Source organism: Streptomyces sp. NPDC056296, assembly GCF_042268605.1.
Classification (GTDB): domain Bacteria; phylum Actinomycetota; class Actinomycetes; order Streptomycetales; family Streptomycetaceae; genus Streptomyces.
Map to the genome: position 1 here is coordinate 1 of NZ_JBHJRX010000070.1, position 21,138 is coordinate 21,138.

Annotated in this window: 21 protein-coding genes and 1 tRNA gene; 14 read left to right on the top strand and 8 right to left on the bottom strand. The window is 72.8% G+C overall.

From position 1 onward, the window contains the following. Positions 1 to 326 precede the first annotated feature (326 nt). Positions 327 to 1,382 (bottom strand): LLM class F420-dependent oxidoreductase, encoded by a 1,056-nt coding sequence (locus ACFCZF_RS35480; protein ID WP_376675142.1) that lies wholly within the window; start codon positions 1,380 to 1,382, stop codon positions 327 to 329. A 112-nt stretch (positions 1,383 to 1,494) separates the two neighbouring features. On the opposite strand from ACFCZF_RS35480, the gene ACFCZF_RS35485 reads away from it, so the two are divergent. Continuing rightward, positions 1,495 to 2,481 carry an aldo/keto reductase gene (locus ACFCZF_RS35485; RefSeq protein ID WP_375909296.1) on the top strand — a complete coding sequence of 329 codons (987 nt, stop codon included), beginning with the start codon at positions 1,495 to 1,497 and terminating at the stop codon, positions 2,479 to 2,481. Continuing rightward, positions 2,478 to 4,988 carry a helix-hairpin-helix domain-containing protein gene (locus ACFCZF_RS35490; RefSeq protein WP_376675143.1) on the top strand — a complete coding sequence of 837 codons (2,511 nt, stop codon included), beginning with the start codon at positions 2,478 to 2,480 and terminating at the stop codon, positions 4,986 to 4,988. Before ACFCZF_RS35485 ends, ACFCZF_RS35490 begins: the two co-directional genes overlap by 4 nt. 351 nt (positions 4,989 to 5,339) lie before the next feature. Here the strand turns inward: ACFCZF_RS35490 and ACFCZF_RS35495 are convergent, their stop codons facing one another. After that, positions 5,340 to 6,161 carry a hypothetical protein gene (locus ACFCZF_RS35495; protein WP_376675144.1) on the bottom strand — a complete coding sequence of 274 codons (822 nt, stop codon included), beginning with the start codon at positions 6,159 to 6,161 and terminating at the stop codon, positions 5,340 to 5,342. 47 nt (positions 6,162 to 6,208) lie between these two features. On the opposite strand from ACFCZF_RS35495, the gene ACFCZF_RS35500 reads away from it, so the two are divergent. Then, the gene (locus tag ACFCZF_RS35500; RefSeq protein ID WP_007388288.1) at positions 6,209 to 6,397 is read left to right on the top strand and encodes a DUF5703 family protein; all 189 of its coding nucleotides are present in this window, start codon (positions 6,209 to 6,211) and stop codon (positions 6,395 to 6,397) included. Between the two features lie 94 nt (positions 6,398 to 6,491). On the opposite strand, the gene ACFCZF_RS35505 is transcribed toward ACFCZF_RS35500, so the two are convergent. Continuing rightward, positions 6,492 to 7,265 carry a chaplin family protein gene (locus ACFCZF_RS35505; protein ID WP_376675145.1) on the bottom strand — a complete coding sequence of 258 codons (774 nt, stop codon included), beginning with the start codon at positions 7,263 to 7,265 and terminating at the stop codon, positions 6,492 to 6,494. 239 nt (positions 7,266 to 7,504) lie between these two features. After that, positions 7,505 to 8,830: a M20/M25/M40 family metallo-hydrolase gene (locus ACFCZF_RS35510; RefSeq protein ID WP_376675146.1), complete on the bottom strand. Its 1,326-nt coding sequence runs from the start codon at positions 8,828 to 8,830 to the stop codon at positions 7,505 to 7,507. Positions 8,831 to 8,991: 161 nt separating this feature from the next. Here ACFCZF_RS35510 and ACFCZF_RS35515 point away from each other — a divergent pair. Continuing rightward, positions 8,992 to 9,079 (top strand) — tRNA-Leu (locus ACFCZF_RS35515). Between the two features lie 70 nt (positions 9,080 to 9,149). Next, complete coding sequence (locus ACFCZF_RS35520; protein ID WP_376675147.1) at positions 9,150 to 9,530, top strand: YchJ family protein; 381 nt, start codon at positions 9,150 to 9,152, stop codon at positions 9,528 to 9,530. A gap of 5 nt (positions 9,531 to 9,535) precedes the next feature. Here ACFCZF_RS35520 and ACFCZF_RS35525 read toward each other — a convergent pair whose 3' ends face one another. Next, entirely contained in the window at positions 9,536 to 10,237 is a 702-nt protein-coding gene (locus ACFCZF_RS35525) for a FadR/GntR family transcriptional regulator (RefSeq protein WP_375909308.1), read from the bottom strand. Positions 10,238 to 10,374: 137 nt separating this feature from the next. On the opposite strand from ACFCZF_RS35525, the gene ACFCZF_RS35530 reads away from it, so the two are divergent. The 5 genes from ACFCZF_RS35530 to ACFCZF_RS35550 all read left to right on the top strand — a co-directional run bounded on the left by ACFCZF_RS35530 (position 10,375) and on the right by ACFCZF_RS35550 (position 15,423). Next, the gene (locus ACFCZF_RS35530; protein WP_376675171.1) at positions 10,375 to 10,902 is read left to right on the top strand and encodes a gluconokinase; all 528 of its coding nucleotides are present in this window, start codon (positions 10,375 to 10,377) and stop codon (positions 10,900 to 10,902) included. An 88-nt stretch (positions 10,903 to 10,990) separates the two neighbouring features. Continuing rightward, a complete protein-coding gene (locus ACFCZF_RS35535; RefSeq protein WP_375909312.1) occupies positions 10,991 to 12,388 on the top strand; it encodes a GntP family permease in 1,398 nt (465 codons plus the stop codon). Between the two features lie 34 nt (positions 12,389 to 12,422). Continuing rightward, complete coding sequence (locus tag ACFCZF_RS35540; RefSeq protein ID WP_376675148.1) at positions 12,423 to 13,184, top strand: SDR family oxidoreductase; 762 nt, start codon at positions 12,423 to 12,425, stop codon at positions 13,182 to 13,184. Positions 13,185 to 13,243: 59 nt separating this feature from the next. Beyond that, positions 13,244 to 14,284: an L-idonate 5-dehydrogenase gene (locus ACFCZF_RS35545; protein ID WP_376675172.1), complete on the top strand. Its 1,041-nt coding sequence runs from the start codon at positions 13,244 to 13,246 to the stop codon at positions 14,282 to 14,284. Between the two features lie 92 nt (positions 14,285 to 14,376). Further along, a complete protein-coding gene (locus tag ACFCZF_RS35550; RefSeq protein ID WP_376675149.1) occupies positions 14,377 to 15,423 on the top strand; it encodes a hypothetical protein in 1,047 nt (348 codons plus the stop codon). A gap of 3 nt (positions 15,424 to 15,426) precedes the next feature. Here the strand turns inward: ACFCZF_RS35550 and ACFCZF_RS35555 are convergent, their stop codons facing one another. Continuing rightward, complete coding sequence (locus ACFCZF_RS35555; protein ID WP_376675150.1) at positions 15,427 to 16,965, bottom strand: APC family permease; 1,539 nt, start codon at positions 16,963 to 16,965, stop codon at positions 15,427 to 15,429. Between the two features lie 33 nt (positions 16,966 to 16,998). Further along, positions 16,999 to 17,949: a hypothetical protein gene (locus tag ACFCZF_RS35560; RefSeq protein ID WP_376675151.1), complete on the bottom strand. Its 951-nt coding sequence runs from the start codon at positions 17,947 to 17,949 to the stop codon at positions 16,999 to 17,001. A 217-nt stretch (positions 17,950 to 18,166) separates the two neighbouring features. On the opposite strand from ACFCZF_RS35560, the gene ACFCZF_RS35565 reads away from it, so the two are divergent. The 3 genes from ACFCZF_RS35565 to ACFCZF_RS35575 all read left to right on the top strand — a co-directional run bounded on the left by ACFCZF_RS35565 (position 18,167) and on the right by ACFCZF_RS35575 (position 19,610). Continuing rightward, positions 18,167 to 18,688 (top strand): NUDIX hydrolase, encoded by a 522-nt coding sequence (locus ACFCZF_RS35565; RefSeq protein WP_376675152.1) that lies wholly within the window; start codon positions 18,167 to 18,169, stop codon positions 18,686 to 18,688. Positions 18,689 to 18,876: 188 nt separating this feature from the next. Further along, entirely contained in the window at positions 18,877 to 19,269 is a 393-nt protein-coding gene (locus tag ACFCZF_RS35570; protein WP_375909326.1) for a YidH family protein, read from the top strand. Between the two features lie 2 nt (positions 19,270 to 19,271). Beyond that, positions 19,272 to 19,610 (top strand): DUF202 domain-containing protein, encoded by a 339-nt coding sequence (locus tag ACFCZF_RS35575; protein ID WP_376675153.1) that lies wholly within the window; start codon positions 19,272 to 19,274, stop codon positions 19,608 to 19,610. A gap of 34 nt (positions 19,611 to 19,644) precedes the next feature. On the opposite strand, the gene ACFCZF_RS35580 is transcribed toward ACFCZF_RS35575, so the two are convergent. Then, positions 19,645 to 20,577 carry an NADP-dependent oxidoreductase gene (locus ACFCZF_RS35580; RefSeq protein WP_376675154.1) on the bottom strand — a complete coding sequence of 311 codons (933 nt, stop codon included), beginning with the start codon at positions 20,575 to 20,577 and terminating at the stop codon, positions 19,645 to 19,647. Between the two features lie 73 nt (positions 20,578 to 20,650). On the opposite strand from ACFCZF_RS35580, the gene ACFCZF_RS35585 reads away from it, so the two are divergent. After that, positions 20,651 to 20,947, top strand: coding sequence for a hypothetical protein (locus ACFCZF_RS35585; protein WP_376675155.1), 297 nt, complete (start codon positions 20,651 to 20,653; stop codon positions 20,945 to 20,947). Positions 20,948 to 21,138: the final 191 nt, after the last annotated feature.

Genomic DNA, 21,138 nt, shown 5'->3' on the forward strand with positions numbered 1-21,138 from the left:
CGATCACCGATCGCCTTCGAGAACGCCTTCCACCTCACACCAACTACGCTTGCACCAGCCGCATAACCCGTGTTCAGGATTCGGGGTCAAGGCCCACCTCTCTGCCGCTGCAAGGTTGCGCAGGTTCCGCAGACTCCGCAAAGACCGAGTCAAGTGCGGGAGATGAGGCGCGGCAACAGGTGCGGCGGGCAACTCAGCCAAAAGAAGGACGGCAGGGAACACGAGGAGGCGTAACCACACGCGCGTGGGCGCGTTGTTCTCCGTGACGGCCGTGGCGGGGAAGACCCCCGAGCCCCCACCACGGCCGCAGAAATCTACCGACGCATCTAGGCCAGTCCGGCCCGCTCCAGGGCCTCCGTGCCGGCGCGGAGCGCGGCGAGCCGCTCGTCCAGGGTGAAGCCCGCGGGCGCGAGGGTCAGCGTGGTGACACCGGCGGCGGCGTAGGCCTTCATCCGGTCCGCGATGCGGTCGACGGAACCGAGCAGCGTCGTCTGGTCCATCAGGTCGTGCGGTACGGCCGCCGCCGCGCCCTGCTTGTCGCCGGACAGGTACTTGTCCTGGATCTCGGCGGCCTCCCGCTCGTACCCCATGCGCTGGGCGAGCTGGTTGTAGAAGTTCTGCTTGCGGCTGCCCATGCCGCCGACGTAGAGCGCGGTGTAGGGGCGGAAGGTGTCGGCGAGCGTGGTGACGTCCTTGTCGTCGCCGAGGGCGAGCGGCAGGGTCGGGCAGATGTCGAAGCCGTCGAGGGTCTTGCCGACCTTCTCGCGCCCGGCACGCAGGTGCTTGACCGCGGTCTCCTCCAGGTGGTCGGAGGAGGGGAAGATCAGCAGGGCGCCGTCGGCGATCTCGCCGGTCTGCTCCAGGTTCTTCGGGCCGATCGCGGCGATGTAGAGCGGGATGTGCTCGCGCTGCGGGTGCACGGTCAGCTTGATCGGCTTGCCGGGGCCGCCGGGCAGCGGCAGCGTCCAGTGCTGTCCCTCGTACGACAGCCGCTCCCGGGTCATCGCCTTGCGCACGATCTCGGCGTACTCGCGGGTGCGGGCGAGCGGCTTGTCGAACTTGACGCCGTACCAGCCCTCGGAGACCTGGGGTCCGGAGACGCCGAGGCCGAGGCGGAAACGGCCCTTCGAGAGGGAGTCCAGGGTGGCGGCCGTCATCGCGGTCATCGCGGGCTGGCGGGCCGGGATCTGGAAGATGGCCGAGCCCACGTCGATGCGCTCGGTCTGGGCGGCGACCCAGGTGAGCACGGTGGCCGCGTCGGAGCCGTAGGCCTCGGCGGCCCAGCAGACGGCGTAGCCGAGCCGGTCGGCCTCCTGGGCGACGGCCAGGTTGTCCGCGTCCATTCCGGCACCCCAGTAGCCGAGGTTGATCCCGAGCTGCATGGCCGATTCCCCTTACCGATCAGTAACGTCTTCTGTGCCCCGACCTTAGCGCGGGAATTCGGTTGTCCACAGGCCCCCACAGCGCAAGCCGTGGCCAGTAATGTCGGCGTTCATGGAGCAGAGGCATCTCGGCCGCACCGGCCTGCGCGTGTCCCGCATCGGTCTCGGCACCCTGACCTGGGGCCGGGACACCGACGAGCATGATGCCGCGGACCTCTTGAAGACCTTCTGGGAAGCGGGTGGGACCCTCGTCGACACCGCGGACGTGTACGGCGACGGGGAGTCCGAGTATCTGCTCGGGCGGCTCATGGAGGGCCTGGTTCCGCGTCGCGACCTGGTGATCTCGACGAAGGCCGGCAGCGTGCCGGACCCCGACCGCCGCTTCGACGGTTCGCGCGCCCACCTGCTCTCCGCGCTGGACGCCTCGCTGGCCCGCCTCGGCACGGACCACGTCGACGTGTGGCACCTGCACGCCTTCGACCCGCACACGCCGCTGGAGGAGACGCTGCACGCCCTCGACGTGGCGGTGAGCAGCGGCCGTGCCCGGTACGCGGGCGTGTCGAACTTCTGCGGCTGGCAGCTGGCCAAGGCGGCGACCTGGCAGCTGGCGGCGCCGGGCGTACGGAACCGGCTGGCGAGTACGCAGATGGAGTACTCGCTGCTCCAGCGGGGCATCGAGCGCGAGGTGCTGCCGGCCGCCCTGGACCTGGGGATCGGTCTGCTCCCCTCCTCGCCGCTGGGCCGCGGGGTCCTCACCGGCAAGTACCGCAAGGACGCGACGCCGTCGGACTCGCGCGGCGCCTCGGAGCATCTGGCCCCGTTCGTCGCGCCCTACCTCGACGACACGGCCGGCCACATCGTGGACGCGGTGGCGACGGCGGCGGACGGGCTCGCGGTGACGCCGCTCCAGGTGGCGCTGGCCTGGGTCCGGGACCGGCCGGGCGTGGTCGCCCCGATCGTCGGCGCGCGCAACGCGCAGCAGCTCACGGCGGCGTTGTCAGTGGAGACCCTTAGTCTTCCTGACGAGATCTGCCGGGCTCTCGACGACGTGTCGGCGCCCGTGCACCGCTATCCCGATCACGACTGGAGCACGCTGTGAGCACGGAGCCCGAGCCCGCCTCTGAGGACACCGCGGACGCCGTGGACGCCGGGCCGGAGACCCCGGGCACCGGGAAGGGGGCCGAGCCGGGCGCCGCCGGGGACGAGGCACCGGCCGACGGCCGGGCTCCCGGCGCCGAGGCCGCGGCCGGGGAGGCCGAGCAGCCGACCGACGACGGCACGGACATCGACGGCACGGACATCGACGATTCGGCTGGAGAGGAGGCGGCCGGGGAGGAGGCGGCCGGGGAGGAGGCGGCCGGGGAGGCCGCAGTCGACCGGGCCGCCGGGGCAGCCGCCGCTCGGCCGCGTGCAGGGGAGACCGACGACGCGGGGGACGAGACGCCCGCCGCGCAGCCGGGAGGTGAGAGCGCGGACGGCGACGGCGCGGCGGCTCAGGTCTCCGAGACCGAGGCCGAGTTGGCCGCTCAGCGGCTCGTGCGGGAGCGGATCGAGCGGCGGAAGGCCGAGAAGCAGGTGCCGATCGACGCCGGGGGCAAGCTCAGCGGCACGGCGGCCGATCTGCTGGCCGCGGTGAGAGCCGTGGAGAGCGGCGAGAAGCCCGCGGCCACGGTCTTCGACGACCCCGAGCCCGCCCCGCGCCGTCCCGCCCCGGAACAGGTACGACGGCCTCGGCCGGCGCCGGCCGAGGCGGCCCCCGGGCCCACTGGACCCGCGCCGGAGACCGTCCAGTCCGTGCGGCGCGTACTGGCGGAGGGCGGCGCCCCCGAGACGCTCGCACCGCAGACCGCCGCGCTCCTCGGTGAGGGCGCGGAGGAGGCGCTGCGCGCCGACCCCTGGCAGCTGCTCCGGGTCGGCGGAGTGCGGCCGGAGCAGGCCGACGGGTTCGCCCGCGCGCTGCTGGGCGCCGCGTGCGGCCCGGACGACGAGCGCCGCGGCCGCGCGGTCACGGTGTGGCTGCTGGAGCAGGCGGCCCTGGCCGGGCACACGGCCCTGGAGCTGCCCCGGCTCACGGCCACGCTGGCCCAGCGCGGCGTGCCCGACCCCGACGCCGCCGTGCAGAGCACACTCGCGGAGGGCGAGGTCCTGGCCTTCCAGGACGCCCTGGAGGAAACCGACGCCCGCCAGGACGACACCACGGGCGGGGCGGAGGGGACGGACGAGGACGAGGAGCGCCCGGTCCGGGTCCTGGTCGGTCTGGAGCGGTACGCGCTCGCCGAGGAGAGCCTCGCCGACGGCCTGGCCCGGCTGGCCAACTCGGCGCCGAAGCAGGACGGCTCCGCGGCGGACTGGGAGCGCGCCGCCGCCTCCGCGCAGGGATCCGCCGCCGACCTCGTCCGCGCCGTCGCGGACCACGGGCTGGTACTGCACACCGGCGGGGAGTCGTCGCTGGCTGAACCGGTGGCCCTGCTGCACGCCGCGCACGCCCTGGGCCTGCGCGCCTGGGCCGCCGCGCCCGGACCGCTCGGCCGCGACCGCTTCGCCGCCCTGCTGGGCGACCCGTCGTCCGTGCCGCAGTCTCCCGACCTCACCACCCCGGACGTTCCCGTCCCGGACGTTCCCGTCCCGGACGTTCCCGTCCCGGACGTTCCCGCCGTGGTCACCTTGGCCGGGTTGCTGGCCGGGGCCGAGGGACCGGGGCGGGACGCGGACGGTGCGCTGGACCTCGATCTGCTGGTCGTGCTCGATGCACCGCAGCTGGACGTCGAGGCGGGCGCCCTGCTGGCGGAGTCGCTGCCGGACGGGGCGCGGCTGGTGCTGGCCGGGGACCCTGCGGTGCTGGGGTCCGTGGGTCCCGGGCGGATCTTCGCGGATCTGCTGGCGGCGCGGGTCTGCCCGCAGATCGCCTCCCGGCGTCCGGACCCGGGCCCGCTCGGCGAGTTGGTCTCCGGCATCGGCATCGGCGAGCTGGGGCAGGTGGAGGCGCCCGGCAAGGAGGTCGTGATCGTGCCGGTGCGGGACGCGGGCGAGGCCGTGCACCGCACCGTCCAGCTCGTCGCGGACTCGGTGCCGCGCGCGATCGGCGTCCCCACCGAGGAGACCCAGGTGATCACGCCGGGCCACGGCGGCGCGGCGGGCACACGGGCGCTCAACGCCGCGTTGAAGGAACGGCTGAACCCGGGCCCCGGCCGCTTCGGCGGCTTCGACCCCGGCGACCGTGTCGCCTACTCCCCCGTGCCGGGCCGTACGCTGCCGGGCCGGGTGGTGAAGGCCGACGCCGACGGGCTGCACCTGTCGTGCGCGGGCGAGGCCGTCGTCGTACCGAAGGAGCGGGTGGAGCAGTCCGTACGGCACGGATGGGCGCTGACCGCACACCAGGCGGTGGGCGGCCGGTGGCCGGCGGTGGTCGTGGTCCTGCCCGGCGATGCCGCGCAGGGCCTCAGCCGCCCCTGGATCTACACGGCGTTCGGCCGGGCCGCCCGCCACCTCTCCGTGGTGCACGGCGTGGAGCAGGCGCTGCCCCGTGCCGTGGCCGAGGTTCCGGCGAAGCCGCGCACGACCCGTCTGCCGGTGCTGCTCGCGCCGCAGGTACCGGTGGCCGGCTGACCCGGGGAGCGCGTCCGACCACGTAAGCCCGGGCACCTCGCCGGGGCCGCCACCGCCCTGCCCCGCCTCGCTGCCGCCCCGCCTCGCTGCCGCCCTGCCGCCCCGCCTCGCTGCCGCCTGGCCGCCCTGCCCCGCCTCGCTGCCGCCCCGCCTCGCTGCCGCCCTGCCGCCCCGCCTCGCTGCCGCCTGGCCGCCCTGCCGGACCGTCCTGGGCGAACGCGACGGCGGCGGTCACAGGGGCAATCCCCGTGACCGCCGCCGCCGTGCCGGCCGACCCGTCGCGGCCCCAGCCGCTCAGCGACCCACCGCTCGGCGACCCGCCGCTCAGCGACCCGCGACTCAGCGGCCCGCCTACAGCCGCGCCCGCTCACCGTCCTGGTCCCGGTCGTCGTCCTCGTCCCCGCGCGGGTCCAAGTCCTCGTCCAGGTCCTCGTCCGTATCCAGGTCCTCGTCCGTCTCCTCGTCCAGGTCCGTGTCGAGGTCCTCCTCCAGCTCCGGCACGCCACCGTCACCGGCCTCGTCGTCCCGGTCGCCCCCGTCGTCCTCGTCGTCATCAAGGCCGTCGTCGAACTCGTCGTCGAACACCGCGCTGACGTCGAAGCGGCAGACCACCCGTTGCGGATCGGCCTGTTCGAACGGGGCCTCCAGCCACTCGCCGGGGTCGGCGGCCTCGTCCGCGGCCGTCACCCAGAGCGTGGAGTCGCCCTCCTCCAGGCCGAACTCCTTGTGCCGGGAGGCGATCTCGTCCGGTTCGAACTCGCCGAACAGGAGGCCGAGCGCCCCGTGAACCGTGCCGGAGGAGGCCACGCCCGCCCCCTCGTCGTCCGCCGCCTCGACCCGCCGGGCCTGGGCCATCAGCCGCTGCGGCTCCGCCACGGCGTAGTCACGACGGATCAGGACGCTCAGCGCGTTCGGCTCCTCGGGGCCCGTGTACGGCGGCAGCGAGTCCTCCGCGTCGGGAATCTCGAAGGGGGTGACCTCGTCGTAACGGTCGTAGAGCAGTTCGTCGTACGCCTCCGCGGCCGCGGCCAGCTGGTTGAACGCGTCGTAGACGGCCGGGTCGTCCTCTCCCGACCGGCGTTCGACCGCGGCCAGGTGGCGGTCGAGCGCGGTCTTGACAGCCTCGGCGGCGGCGCGTACCTCGGCAGCGGTGGGCTGCGCAGCATCAGACATAGTGCAGACGCTATCCGTACCGGGCCCCAGCCCGCACAATAGATTCGATGCCGGAATACGAATTTGTCGATGTGTACCTACCGCGCGGGGTCACCCGCAAGGAGGCGACACGTCAGCTGACGGACCATGCCGAGTACGGACACTGGGAGTTGTACCGCCTGACCCTGCTGCGGGACGGAAGCCGCAAGGTGCGGTTGCGGCGGCGGATCATCCGCCAGGTACGCGCGACCTGGTGAGCCGCGACCGGGCTTGACCGCGCGCGGGTGACGGAGCCGGAGACGGAGCGGGCCCCGCCGGTGCGGGGCCCGCTGTGCGTGCCGGTCCGGCGCGTCACACCGAGGCGCGCGCCTTGCGGTAGAGCACCGTGCCCGCGAGCAGCGCGCCCGCGCCCACCGGCAGGGCGAGGCCCAGGGGCAGATCGCTGCCGGTCTCGGCGAGCTCCGCGTCGCCCTGCGGCTGGGCGACGGTCTGGGTGTCCGGCTGGTTGACGTGCGAGGCACCCCCCGGCGTCTCGTCGCCCGAGTCGGGCGGGTTGCCCGGCGTGCCGGGCTCCCCCGGCTCCCCCGGGTCACCCGGGTCACCCGGGTCTCCGGGGTTGCCCGGCTCCCCGGGAGGCGTCTCGTGATCACCGCCGGGCGGCGTCGAGTGATCCCCGCCACCGCCGTTGCCGCAGTCGTTGCCGGTGGTCGGGTTGAGGGCGCCGACGACGTCGACGCTGTTGCCGCAGACGTTCACCGGCACATGGATCGGTGCCTCTACGTGATTGCCGGAGCCGACGCCGGGCGAGTCGGTGGCGTGTCCGCCGGCGTGCGAGCCCCCGTGCGAGCCGTCCTGCCCCTCGGAGTCGCCGTAGCCGCCGGACGTGCCGCCGCCCTGGTTGGCGCACGAGTTGCCCATCGCCGGGTTGAGGACACCGATGACGTCGACCGTGTTGCCGCAGACGTTCACCGGCACGTGCACGGGCACCTGCACGACGTTGCCGGAAAGGACGCCGGGCGAGTGCACGGCGGCACCCTGGGCACCGGAGTCGGCGACGGCCATGCCCGCGCCCGCGAGAACCAGACCACCGGTGGCAGCCGCGGCGGCGACGACCTTCTTGAGCATTATTCCTCCTAGTTGGCAAACGCGATCCCAGCTTGCTGATCGCATCACCTGTAACGAGGAGGAACTAATGAGGCTACGAGCTTATGAGCGCATTCACTCTTCCCGGTCGACTCCCGCACGCGCGGCCGAATATCGTCGCGTGCGGAAGTCACGTTTCAGCGGGCGAATCCGGACGTGTCGGCGAATCAGGGTCCGTCGATGAATCAGGGTCCGTCGATGAATCAGGACGCGTCGATGAATCAGGACGCGTCGATGAAGCGGTCGAGCACCCGCACGCCGAACTGCAGCCCTTCCACCGGCACCCGCTCGTCCACCCCGTGGAACATGCCCGCGAAGTCCAGCTCCGGCGGCAGCTTGAGCGGCGCGAAGCCGAAGCAGCGGATGCCGAGGTCGTCGAAGGACTTGGCGTCGGTGCCGCCGGAGAGCATGTAGGGCACCGCGCGCGCGATCGGGTCCTCGGCGCGCAGGGCGGTCTGCATGGCGTCGACGAGCCGGCCGTCGAAGTCGGTCTCCAGCGCCTTGTCGGCGTGCACGTCCTCGCGCCGCACGCGCGGGCCGAGGATGCGGTCGAGGTCGGCGAGGAACTCCTCCTCGTAGCCGGGCAGGAAGCGTCCGTCGACGTGCGCGGTGGCCTGGCCGGGGATGACGTTGACCTTGTAGCCGGCGCCGAGCTGGGTGGGCGCCGCCGAGTTGCGCAGGGTCGTGCCGATCATCCGGGCGATGCCGCCGAGCTTGGCGAGGGTCTCCTCCATGTTCTCCGGGTCGAGTTCGGTGCCGAGCGCGTCGGACAGCTCGTCCAGGAAGGCCCGTACGGTCTTGGTGACCCTGACCGGCCACTTGTGCCGGCCGAGTCGCGCCACGGCCTCGCACAGCTCGGTGATCGCGTTGTCGTCGTTGGTCATCGAGCCGTGCCCGGCCGTGCCGTCGACGGTGAGCCGCATCCAGTGCATGCCCTTCTCGGCGGTCTCGACAAGGTAGAGCCGCAGCTTCTCGTTGACCGTGAAGGAGAACCCGCCGACCTCGCCGATCGCCTCGCTGACGCCCTCGAAGAGGTCCGGGTGCTCGCGCACCAGGTGCTTGGCGCCGTACGTCCCGCCGGCCTCCTCGTCCGCGAGGAACGCCAGCACGATGTCGCGCGGGGGCTTGCGCCCGGTGCGCAGGCGGTCGCGGACGACCGCGAGGGTCATCGCGTCCATGTCCTTCATGTCGACCGCGCCGCGCCCCCACACGCACCCATCCGCGATCTCGCCGGAGAAGGGGTGGTGGGTCCAGTCGTCCGCGTTGGCCGGGACGACGTCGGTGTGGCCGTGGATGAGCAGCGCGGGCCGGGACGGGTCCTCGCCCTCGATCCGGGCCACCGTGGAGGCACGTCCGGGATGGGACTCGAAGATCCGCGGTTCGAGTCCGACCTCGGCGAGCTTCTCGGCGACGTACTCGGCCGCCTTGCGCTCGCCCGGACCCGAGTGGTCCCCGTAGTTGCTGGTGTCGATCCGGATCAGCTCGCGGCAGAGGTCGACGACCTCGTCCTCGCCGGTGACGCTCCTGGCCGTGCCCGAGTCGCTCACGTGGTTCCTCCCGCTGTCACTGCTGATGTCACTGCTGGTGGGTCCCTCTCATCCTCCCCCTCCGGGCGTCCGCGCCCAAGGAGGGGGTGATCGGCCACCCCGGAAAGCCTGGTAATGTTTACGTCGTCGCCGCGGGCAACGCCCCGCACGACAGACACCTTGTCCGGGTGGCGGAATGGCAGACGCGCTAGCTTGAGGTGCTAGTGCCCTTTATCGGGCGTGGGGGTTCAAGTCCCCCCTCGGACACCAGACAGGACCCCTGCCCAGCAGGGGTCTTCTGCTTTTCGTAGCGTTGCTCCGACCAGGCACAATGGCCGCCATGACCACGCGTACCTGCCCCTGCGGGCTGCCCGAGGTGTACGAGAAGTGCTGCGGCCGGTTCAGGACGGGGTCGCCGTCCGCGCCGACCGCCGAGGCTCTGATGCGCTCCCGCTACAGCGCCTTCGTGAAGGGCGACGTGGAGTACCTGCTGCGCACCTGGCACCCGAGGACCCGCCCCGCCCGCCTGGACCTGGACCTGGACCCGGCAACGCGCTGGACCGGACTGGAGATCGTGGACACGGCCGACGGTTCCGCCTTCCACACCACCGGAACGGTCACCTTCCGCGCGTCCTACCGCGGTGGCTCGCTGCACGAGCGGAGCCGGTTCGAGCGCGTCGACGGGGCGTGGGTGTACGTCGACGGTGACTTCCTCGCGTAGTCCCGTCAGGGCGCCAGGATGTCCAGTTCCTGCAGCGCCCCGACCGTGATCTCCCGGGTCAGCCGCTCGGCGCGCTCGGCGTCCCGTGCCCGCACCGCCTCGGCGACCTGGACGTGCAGGGTGACGGCGGCCGGGTCGGGGTCCTCGAACATCACGTCGTGGTGGGTGCGGCCGGCCAGCACCTCGGCGACGACGCCGCCGAGGCGGGCGAACATCTCGTTGCCGGAGGCGGTGAGGATGACGCGGTGGAAGGCCACGTCGTGGAAGAGGTACTGCTCCAGTCGGTGGCCGCGTGAGTTGGCGACCATGCCGAGCGCGCACTCGGTCAGCTCGGCGCACTGCTCGGACGTGGCGTGCCGTGCCGCCAGGCCCGCCGCCACCGGTTCGACGGCCGAGCGCAGCACGGTCAGGGAGCGCAGCTGCCGGGGGCGCTCGGAGCCGGCCAGGCGCCAGCGGATGACCTGCGGGTCGTAGACGTTCCACTCGCACTCGGGCAGGACGGTGACGCCCACGCGGCGGCGTGACTCGACCAGGTGCATGGACTCCAGCACCCGCACGGCCTCCCGCATCACGGAACGCGACACCTCGAAACGCTGCGCCAGCTCGTCCGTGCGCAGAACGCTGCCCGCGGGGTACTCGCCCGCTGTGATCGCGGGACCGAGGGTGTCCAGTACGCGGCCGTGCAGCCCCCGGCCCGGTGTGCTCATGCACTCAGCGTACGGGGCAGGTCACGGGAACAAAAAGTCAGACTTATATGTCACAGACTCTTGAATTCGTCGTACCTAATGGGTTTCAGTTACATCGACATCACGTGTCGACGAAGACAGCAGACAGCGAGAGTGCGATGCAGCGACTGCACACCCCCCATGTCGTCGTGGTCATGGGCGTAGCGGGCACCGGGAAGACCACCATCGGCCCCCTGCTCGCGGCCCGGCTCGGCGTTCCCTACGCCGAGGGCGACGACTTCCACCCGCCGGCCAACATCGCCAAGATGACGGCCGGCACCCCGCTCACCGACGAGGACCGTTGGCCCTGGCTGGACGCCATCGGCGACTGGGCGCACGGGCGGGCGGGGCTCGGCGGGGTGGTGAGCAGTTCGGCGCTGAAGCGGTCGTACCGCGACCGGCTGCGGGCCGGCGCTCCCGGTGTCGTCTTCGTGCACCTCACGGGCAGCCGCGAGCTGATCGAGGAGCGGATGTCGGGGCGGCAGGGGCACTTCATGCCGACGGCCCTGCTCGACTCCCAGTTCGCCACGCTCCAGCCCCTGGAGCCGGACGAGGCGGGAGTCGCGGTGGACGTCGCCGGCGCCCCGGAGGAGATCGCCGAACGGGCGATGAACGCCCTGACGGACCTTCCCGAGCCGGTCCAGTAACCCCCCACACCCTCCCCCGGGGTCGTGCCGCCATGCGCGGACACGGCCCCGACCTCCCCCGAATCCCCATCACCGCAAGGGAACCACCGTGACCAGACTCAGCGTCGAGATGCTGGCAGCGGACACCGTCGAGCCGATCACCTCGGCCGGCCATGCCCAGCTGGGCATCGCCGTGCTCCTGGGCATCGCCGTCATCGTCCTGCTCATCACCAAGTTCAAGCTGCATGCCTTCCTGTCGCTGACCATCGGGTCACTGGCGCTCGGCGCGTTCGCCGGGGCGCCGCTGGACAAGGTCATCACCAGCTTCACCGCCGGGCTCGGCTCCACCGTCGCGGGCGTCGGCGTGCTGATCGCCCTCGGCGCGATCCTCGGCAAGATGCTCGCCGACTCCGGCGGCGCCGACCAGATCGTGGACACCATCCTCGCCAAGGCGAGCCCGCGTTCGATGCCGTGGACGATGGTGCTGATCGCCTCCGTCATCGGACTGCCGCTGTTCTTCGAGGTCGGCATCGTCCTGCTGATCCCGGTCGTCCTGATGGTCGCCAAGCGCGGCAACTACTCCCTGATGCGCATCGGCATCCCGGCGCTGGCCGGTCTGTCCGTGATGCACGGTCTGGTCCCGCCGCACCCCGGCCCGTTGGTCGCGATCGACGCGGTCGGCGCCAACCTCGGAGTGACGCTCGCGCTGGGTGTCCTGATCGCCATCCCGACGGTGATCATCGCCGGTCCGCTGTTCTCGAAGTACGCGGCCCGCTGGGTGGACGTCCCGGCCCCCGACCGCATGATCCCGCAGCGCGCCTCGGAGGAACTGGAGAAGCGCCCCGGCTTCGGCGCCACCCTGGCCACGATCCTGCTGCCGGTCGTGCTGATGCTGGCCAAGGCGCTCGTCGACATCATCGTCGACGACCCGGAGAACCTGGTGCAGCGCACCTTCGACGTGATCGGCAACCCGCTGATCGCCCTGCTCGCCTCCGTGATCGTCGGCATCTTCACGCTGCTGCGTCCGGCGGGGTTCGGCAAGGACCGCCTGTCGGGCCTGGTCGAGAAGGGGCTCGCGCCCATCGCGGGCATCCTGCTGATCGTCGGCGCGGGCGGCGGCTTCAAGCAGACGCTGATCGACTCCGGCGTGGGCCAGATGATCCTGGAGATCTCCGAGAACTGGTCGATCCCGGCCCTGCTGCTGGCCTGGCTGATCGCGGTGGCGATCCGGCTGGCGACCGGTTCGGCGACCGTGGCGACCGTCTCGGCGGCCGGTCTGGTCGCACCGCTGGCGGCCGACATGTCGACGACGCACGCGGCCCTGCTGGTCCTGGCCATCGGCGCCGGTTCACTCTTCTTCAGCCACGTCAACGACGCCGGTTTCTGGCTGGTGAAGGAGTACTTCGGCCTGAACGTCGGCCAGACCATCAAGACCTGGTCCGTCATGGAGACGATCATCTCGGTGGTCGCGGGCGCTCTCGTCCTGCTCCTGTCATTGGTCATATAGCCGCACGACCCAACGGTCATTCAGGAGTACGACGATGACGGCTCACCCCCTCTTCGACATCGGCGGACGCACGGCCCTGGTGACCGGTTCCAGCCGGGGCATCGGGCTGGCCCTCGCCCGGGGCCTGGCGGAGGCCGGCTGCCGGGTGGTCCTCAACGGACGCGACGCCGACCGCCTCACCGAGGCCGCCGCCGACCTTCCCGGCGACGTCCACACGGCCGCGTTCGACGTGACCGACGGTCCGTCCGTGGCGGCCGGGATCGCGGAGGTCGAGGAGCGGGTGGGCCCGCTCGACATCCTGGTCAACAACGCGGGCATGCAACTTCGGGCGCCCCTGCTGGACTTCGCCGACGCCGACTGGCACCGCATCCTGGACACCAACCTCACCAGCGCCTTCTTGGTGGGCCGGGAGGCGGCGCGCCGGATGACGGAACGCGGCCACGGCAAGATCGTCAACATCTGCTCGCTGCAGAGCGAGGTGGTCCGCCCGGGCATCGCGCCCTACGCGGCAACCAAGGGCGCGCTGAAGATGCTCACCAAGGGCATGTGCGCGGACTGGGGTCCGTACGGCGTCCAGGTCAACGGTCTCGGTCCGGGTTACATCGAGACGGAGCTGACCCGGCCCCTCGTCGAGGACGAGGAGTTCAGCGGCTGGGTGCGCCGGCGTACTCCGGCCGGGCGCTGGGGCCGTACGGAGGACCTGGTGGGCGGGCTGCTGTTCCTCGCCTCGCCCGCCGCGGACTTCGTCGGCGGACAGGTGCTGTACGTCGACGGCGGCATGACGAGCGTGCTGTGAACCCCGCACGCGGCCCACTCGACCCGCCGGCCCCGCTCGCCCCCGAGGAGGCGGCTTCGATGCTCGGCTGTGTCGTCCACGGCGCCGGCGATCTGCGCGTCGAGGAACTGCCGGTCCCCCGCCCCGGACCCGGCGAGGCGCTGGTCGCCGTCCGCTACGGCGGCGTGTGCGGCTCCGACCTGCACTACTGGCGGCACGGCGGGGTCGGCGACTTCCGCCTGCGCGAGCCGATGCTGCTCGGGCACGAGGTGGTCGGGACGGTCGTCGCGTACGGCTCCCCGGACACCGTTGGCCCCGCCGCCGGTACGGCCGTCGCCGTGCACCCGGCGACCCCCTGCGGGGTGTGCCCGGAGTGCGCGGACGGGCGGCGCAACGTCTGTCGGGACACCCGCTACCTGGGCAGCGCCGCCCGTTTCCCGCACGTCCAGGGCGGCTTCGCGGCGCGGATCGTCGTCCCCGCCGAGCAGCTGCGCCCCCTGCCCACCGGCCTCGACCCGCGCCGTGCCGCCCTCGCGGAGCCCCTCTCCGTCGCCCTGCACGCCGTACGCCGGGCCGGGGACCTGACCGGCCGGCACCTGCTGGTCACCGGCGCCGGACCGATCGGCTGTCTGGTGGTCGCCGCGGCGAAGGCGGCGGGCGCGGCACACGTGACGGTGACGGACCTGCTGCCCGCCGCCCTGGAGTACGCGCGTGCCGCCGGCGCCGACACCCTCGTACGGGCCGACGCCCCCGACGACGCCGGGTGGCCGGCCGAGGTGGACACGGCGATCGAGGCCTCGGGGGTGGCCGCAGGGCTGGATTCCTGCCTGCGGCGGGTCCGGCGCGGCGGTGTCGTCGTGCAGCTCGGCATGCTGCCGCCGGGACAGAGCCCCTTCGCCGGGAACCTGGTGGTGAGCCGGGAGATCGAGCTGCGCGGGGCGTTCCGCTTCGACGGCGAGTTCGACGAGGCGCTGGAACTGCTCGCGGCCGAGCCCGCGTTCGACGCGCTGGTCAGCACGGTGGTGCCGGTGCGGGACGCGGAGTCGGCGTTCGTGCTGGCCGCGGACCGGAGCCGGTCCTGCAAGGTGCTGCTGGACTTCGGCGCGGACTCCGGCTCCTGAGCCACTCCCCCGGTACTTCCCCGGCGGGGTGCGCGCCCGGATGATGGGAGACTCCCGGTGCGCGTCCGGGGGTGGTCACGTCGGGGGGCGTCATGGGGGTTTCGCTCGGCACGCGGGTCGCGGGGCTGTGCCTGGCCGGGACGGTGGCGGTGGTCGCGGCCTCCTGTGTCGCCGGTGAGGCCGGACCGCCGAGTGGTGGCCGGGACGTGAGCGTGGCGGGCGGGCTGTCGAACGGCGGCCCGGAAGGTACGCCGCGCAGAGCGGCCGGGTCCTCCGAGCCCGCCCCTTCCTGGCGCCCCGACGGCAGCGGCGGCCCGGTGGGCGCACCGGAACCCGACCGTCCGTCACAGGCACCGCCGCGCACCGCCGCCGCCCCGACGCCCACCCTCCGCTCGGACCGGCCGGCGAGGGACGACGGTCCACCGTCTCCCGCCGCCCCCGCCTGGCTCCCGCCCGGCCCCGTCTCCCCCGACACGGACGCCGTGCCGGACCCGGCCGCCCTCTACGACCGGCTCCGCACGCCCGCCAACGGGTGCGCGGACGTCCTGCGCACGATCCCGTCGGTGCCGCCGACCGACGACTGGCGGTTGCTGCGCGGTCTGGCGAACGGCTGCCTGGCGGTGCAGGGCCGGGGCGGCAGTTGGGAGACTGCGGCCCGCGACCACGCGGAGCTGGCGGGACGCCTGGACGGCTGCAAGGGGCACGCCGCCTACGCCGTACTCACCGGCCTGCTGGAGTTCCACCAACGGCATCCCGGCAGCACGGTGCGGCTCGGCAGCGCACCGGACGGTGCCCCGGCGTGCGGGTACGGGATCGCCGCGGTGGACGCGGGGGCCGACGGAACCGCCCGCCCCGGCGAGGTGCTCTCGATCGAGCTGCGCGGCACGTACTTCGACCACGCCGAGCTGCTCCGCGACGGCGGCGTGTCCGTCGGCGGAGTGAGCGTGCCGGGCCCTCTCATCGCACTGCCCGTGGCACGGACCGACCACCTGCGCCTCACCGTCCCGGTTCCGCCCCTGTCCGCCGCCCCCGGAACGCCGATCGACGTGCGCGTCCGGTACGGCGATACGGAGGTGGCCCGGGAGGGCGCCTTCGCGCTCGATGCCCCGGACCCGCTCACGCCCTCGGCGTCCCCGTGAGGGTCAGGAGGACGCCGCCTTGTCCAGCTGGAACGCCTCGTTGCCCTGGCCGATGCGGGCGTGCCGCTCGGGCGCGCGGGAACGCAGGACCATGCCCTGCACGAGGCCCGCGAGCGCGGCGAGGCCGATGATGCCGGGCAGCATCCAGCTCAGGGAGGAGTCGGGGCCCGCGCCGACCAGGACGTCGAAGTCCTTGACCGTGTAACCGGCGATCACCAGAAGGGCCACGCCGGCGACGGTGGAGGTGGCCAGCCGCACGCCCTGGGCGCCGGCGGCGCCACGGCGGACGAAGAAGGCGACGACGGAGAACGAGGCCGCGGCCATCAGCACGATCACGCCGAGGGCGCCGATGTTGCCGCCCCAGGTGAACAGGTGCAGCACGGGCTGGGTCGGGTCGCCGTTCGGCTTGTCGTCGGCGATCGCGAAGGCGACGACCACGACCGCGGACACGGCGGTCTGGAGCAGCGATCCGGTGCCCGGGGCGCCGCTGGAGCCGCTGGTCCGGCCGAAGGCGGCGGGCAGCAGCCCCTCCCGCCCCATGGCGAAGGCGTAGCGGGCGACGACGTTGTGGAAGCTGAGCAGGGCGGCGAACATGCCGGTCACGAACAGCACGTGCAGGACGTCCGTGAAGGCGCCGCCGAGCCGGTCCTCGGTGAGGAAGAACAGGAGCCCGGCGCTCTGCTCCTGCGCAGTGCCGACGATCTTGTCGGGCCCGGTGGCGACGGTCAGGGCCCAGCTGCTGAGCGCGAAGAAGACCGCGACCCCGCCCACCGCGAGGAACATGACGCGCGGCACGAGCACATGCGGCCGGCTGGTCTCCTCGGCGTACACGGGCGCCTGCTCGAAGCCGAGGAAGGCGGCGATGCAGAAGCACAGCGCGGTCCCCACGCCCGCCCCGGTCAGGGTGTCCGGGTTGAAGGCGTGCAGCGACAGCCCCTGCGCCCCCGGATCGGCGACGGCGGCGATGTCGAAGACCACGACCAACGCGACCTCTATGAGCAGCAGGACGCCCAGCACGCGCGCGTTGACGTCGATCTTCAGCCAGCCCAGCGTGCCGACCGCGAGCACGGCCAGCAGCGCCGGTATCCACCAGGCGACCTCCAGGTCGGCGTAGGTGGCCAGGAGCCCGGAGACCTCGAAGCCGAAGATGCCGTAGATGCCGACCTGGAGGGCGTTGTAGGCGACCAGCGCGACCATGGCGGCGCTCGCGCCGGCGGTGCCGCCGAGTCCGCGGGAGATGTACGCGTAGAAGGCGCCCGCGTTGTGGACGTGCCGGCTCATCTCGGCGTACCCGATGCTGAACAGGATCAGCACCACGCCCAGCAGCACGAAGAGCAGCGGCTGCCCGACGATGCCCATCACGGCGAACGTGGTGGGCATGACCCCGGCGACCACCATCAGCGGGGCGGTGGCGGCCAGCACGGAAAGCAGCAGGCCGCCCGTGCCCAGCCGGTCGGCGCGCAGCGCCCGGTCCTGCCCTTTGAAGGTGCTGATGGCGCCACCGCTCGCGGATCTGCTCGTACTCGAACTGCCCGTGGTCATCGGAGGACGTCCTTCTTTCGTTCGTAGGGGGTGTCAGGCCGTGCCGAGCGCACTCGCGCGGGCGGCTCGGAAGGCGGCGTACGGATCGCGGTCCGGGTACGACCAGGGGGCGGGCGTGACGTGTTCGCCGATGCGGTGGAACAGGGCGGCGGCCTCGGCGCCGCGACCCTCGCAGGATTTGGCGTGGGCGAGGAAGTTGAGGTCGATCAGCCGGCGCGGGTGGCCGTCCTGCTCCCACTCCAGCCACCAGTCGAAGGCCGCCTTCATCACCAGCCGGGCGCGGCGGCCGACCCAGTGGCCACAGGCGTTCGGGTCGGCGGACTCGTGGCCGGCGGCGGCGAGCACGCGGTAGCGCTCGGCGTGCGCGACGACCGGGAGGATGGCCAGCGGGGAGTCGGCGGGGGCCTGCTCGGCGGCCCAATTGGCGAAGTCGTACACCTCGTGCAGCGGGTCGGGACCGTCGTCGCCGCCGCGTTCGGCGAGCCGGGCCACCATCAGGTGATGGGCGTGGTGGTGATCGGCGTATCGCGCCCGCACCGCCTCGAAGACCCGGACGACCTCGTCCGCCGCGCCGAGCGAACGCTCCAGTATGAGCAGCCCGAGCCAGGGCGTGGGATCGTGCGGGACCAGCGCGGCGGCCTCCCGGCAGGCCTCCCGGACCCGGGCGGGCTTCTCCTTGCCGCGCAGCGCCCGGTGGACCAGTGAAAGGACGAGCAGTACGGAGGCGTCGGTGGAATCGGGTTCGGCCAGCAGCCACTCGCGGGCCCAGGGGGCGCTGTAGGACTCCTTGGCGAGCACGGTGATCCGGTGCCCGCGGCGGTCCCAGTCGTCACCCGTGTGGACCAGCAGGGAGCGGGCGGACTGCCATCGCCCCTGGGCCAACGCGGCACGGGCGGAGATGAGTTCGGCGTCGTCGAGGGCGTCGTCGAAGGCCTGGGCCGCGCGTTTGCGGCCGCGGCCGAGGGGAGGCGGAGGTGGGGACACCGCGGGAAACTTCCTCACGCGACGCGCTAGGTCGTCGTAGCCGGTTTGCCATGAACTGATCACGCACAGCAAAGCGGCAGCCAACGCTTTCCGTCAAGGCCCGGCAGCCCGTTACACGCGTCAACTGACCTGACGGGGCAGGGACTTGCCCCTTACCCCCACACTCTCCCCCCTCCCGACCCCCCGCTGAGGGAACGGCCGCTGCTTGGATGGCCGGATGAGCGCTGCTGACGAGATCCTCGACATCGTCGACGAGAACGACCGCGTCACCGGGCAGGCCCGGCGGGGCGACGCGTACGCCCAGGGGCTGCGCCACCGCTGCGTGTTCGTGCTCGCCCGGGACCCGGACGGACGCGTCTTCGTCCACCGTCGCACGGCCACGAAGCTGGTGTTTCCCTCCCTGTACGACATGTTCGTCGGCGGGGTGGTGGGTGCGGGCGAGTCCTACGACGACGCGGCGCTGCGGGAGGCGGAGGAGGAACTGGGGGTGCCGGGGCTGCCGCGCCCGGAGTACCTCTTCAAGTTCCTGTACGACGACGGCGCCGGGCGGACCTGGTGGTCGGCGGTGTACGAGGTGCGCTGCGAGGGGCCGGTCGCTCCGCAGGTGGAGGAGGTGGTCTGGCACGGGTTCCTCACGGAGGCGGAGGTGGAACGGCGGCTCGGGGAGGGGGAGGGGGAGTGGGAGTGGGTGCCGGACGGGTTGGACGCGTATGCGCGGCTGCGGGCTTGGCGGGGGTGACGTGTCGTTCGTTCCCGGCGCGTTCGGGGGCGCCCGGCGGGGGTGGGTGACGCGGCCCGGCGCTGCGGGGTGCCGCTGCGCCCACCCGTGCCGCCCCAGCGGCACGACTGCCCGCAGCTGCGCGCTGCCCGCACCGAACCCGCGCAGGCCGCCGCAGGCGTTCCGTGGCCGCCCGATAGGGTCCCCGCGTGATCGAATTCGTACGGAACGCCCGGCTCTGGTTCGCGCCCGAGGAGATCCGGCGGGAGGGCGGCACCCCCGACTACCGGTTCTCGCTGGCGAACGAGCGCACCTTCCTGGCCTGGCTGCGCACCGCTCTCGCCCTGATCGGCGGCGGCTTCGCGGTGGACCAGTTCCTGCCCGACCTGCGCTGGGGCTGGCGGGTGGGCCTCGCGCTCGCGCTGCTCGCGGCCGGCGTGCTGTGCTCGCTGCGCGCGGTGAACCACTGGGTGCGCTGCGAACGGGCCATGCGCCGCGGCGAGGACCTCCCCGTCTCCCGCTTCCCTGCCCTGCTCAGCCTCGTCGTCGCCGTGGTCGCCGTGGCGATGGTCCTCGTGGTCCTCGTCGGCTGGGAGGGCTGACCGTGAGCGCCGACGCGGACGCCGACCCGGCCGCCCCCGGCCGCGACCCCGGACTCCAGCCCGAGCGCACCCGGCTCGCCTGGCGCCGCACGACCCTGTCCGGCACCGTCGTAGCCGTACTCGCCGCGAGGACCGCGCTGCACGGCGGCGCGACCCCCGCCACGGTCATCGCCGCCGCCCTGTGCTGCGCCCTCTGGCTGGCCTTCCTGCGCATCGCCCACGGCCGCATCCGCACCCTCGCCGCGACGAACAGACCCCGCGCCCTGACCCCGCCGTACGCCGCGGCGGCAGCCCTGTGCACGATGGCGCTGGCGGTGTGCGGCGCGTTCCTCGTCGTATGAGGCGCGTCCGGAGGACGCCCGACGCTCCGGTTCGCTACTCCCAGTCCACCGTCACCACGATCTTCCCCCGCGTCCGCCCCTCCTGGTTCCGCCGGTGCGCGTCCGCCGCCCGCTCCAGGGGGAACGTCTCGGACACGTGCACGGTCACGACCCCCTGCTCCACCAGTTCGGTCAGCCGCAGCAGGTCATCGGCGTCGGGGCGCACGAAGGAGTACCGCCCGCCGTAGTCGACGACGTCCGCGTCGGCGATCGACACGAGGCGACCGTCGGTGGCCAGCAGGTTCGCCGAGTCCTTCAGCGTCTCGCCACCGACCGTGTCGAACACCGCGTCCACACCCTCGGGCGCCAGCCCCCGCACCCGTTCGGCCAGCCCTTCCCCGTACGTCACCGGCTCCCCGCCCAGCCCCCGCACGAAGTCGTGGTTGTGCTCGCTCGCCGTGCCGATGACCCGCGCCCCCAGATGGTGTCCCAGTTGCACGGCGATCGAGCCGACCCCGCCCGCGGCCGCGTGCACGAGGACGGTCTCGCCCCGTTTCACCTCCAGCGCCTTCACCAGCACCTGGTACGCGGTCAGCCCGGTCAGCGGCAGCCCGGCCGCCTCCTCGTAGGAGAGGTTGCGCGGTTTGCGCGCGAGGGTGCGTACGGGCGCCGCCACGTACTCGGCGAAGGTCCCCCGGGAGAGGAAGTCCTCACGGACGTAGCCGATGACCTCGTCCCCGACGGCGAACTCCGTGACGGAGGCCCCGAACTGCACGACGACTCCCGAGACGTCCCACCCGGGAATCACGGGGAAGACGGGCTGGAGGATGGCGTCGAGATGGCCGTCGCGGCACTTCCAGTCGACGGGATTGACGGCGGCGGCCCGCACTTTCACGAGCACCGAGTCGGGCCCAACCCGCGGGTCCTGGACCTCCCCGTACTCCAGCGCCTCGGGACCGCCGTACCGTGCGTAACTGATCGCCTTCATGGCTCCGACCCTCCGGGGTACCCGGACACCACGCAAGCTGAATGTCCGGATATGCACCGTTAAGGTGAGCGCCATGACCACACTTCACCAAGAGCACACCGCCCACGACCACGCCCACGGCCCGCACTGCGGCCACACCGAGGTGCCCCACGGCGATCACGTCGACTACGCGCACGACGGGCACCTGCACCGCGAGCACGGCGGCCACTGGGACGAGTGCGAGCCCTCCGGGCACGCCGCGCACGAGAGCCACGAGCACCGGCACAGCGGGGACTGCGGGCACGCGCGCGTGCGCCACGGCGACCACGACGACTACCTCCACGACGGTCACCGCCACGCCGCCCACGACGGCCACTGGGACGACCACTGACCAACGGCGGCCCGCTCACCCCGAACCCACACCCCGACCCACACCCCCACGGCCCCACGGCCCCACGGCCCCACCCGGCAGCTCCCCGCACTCCGCGCGGGGAGCTGCCGTCCTATCGTGGCGCCGATCACGTTACGCTCCCCTACTGGACGGCATACCGACCGGTCGGCATCATGAGTCGGGTACTGTTC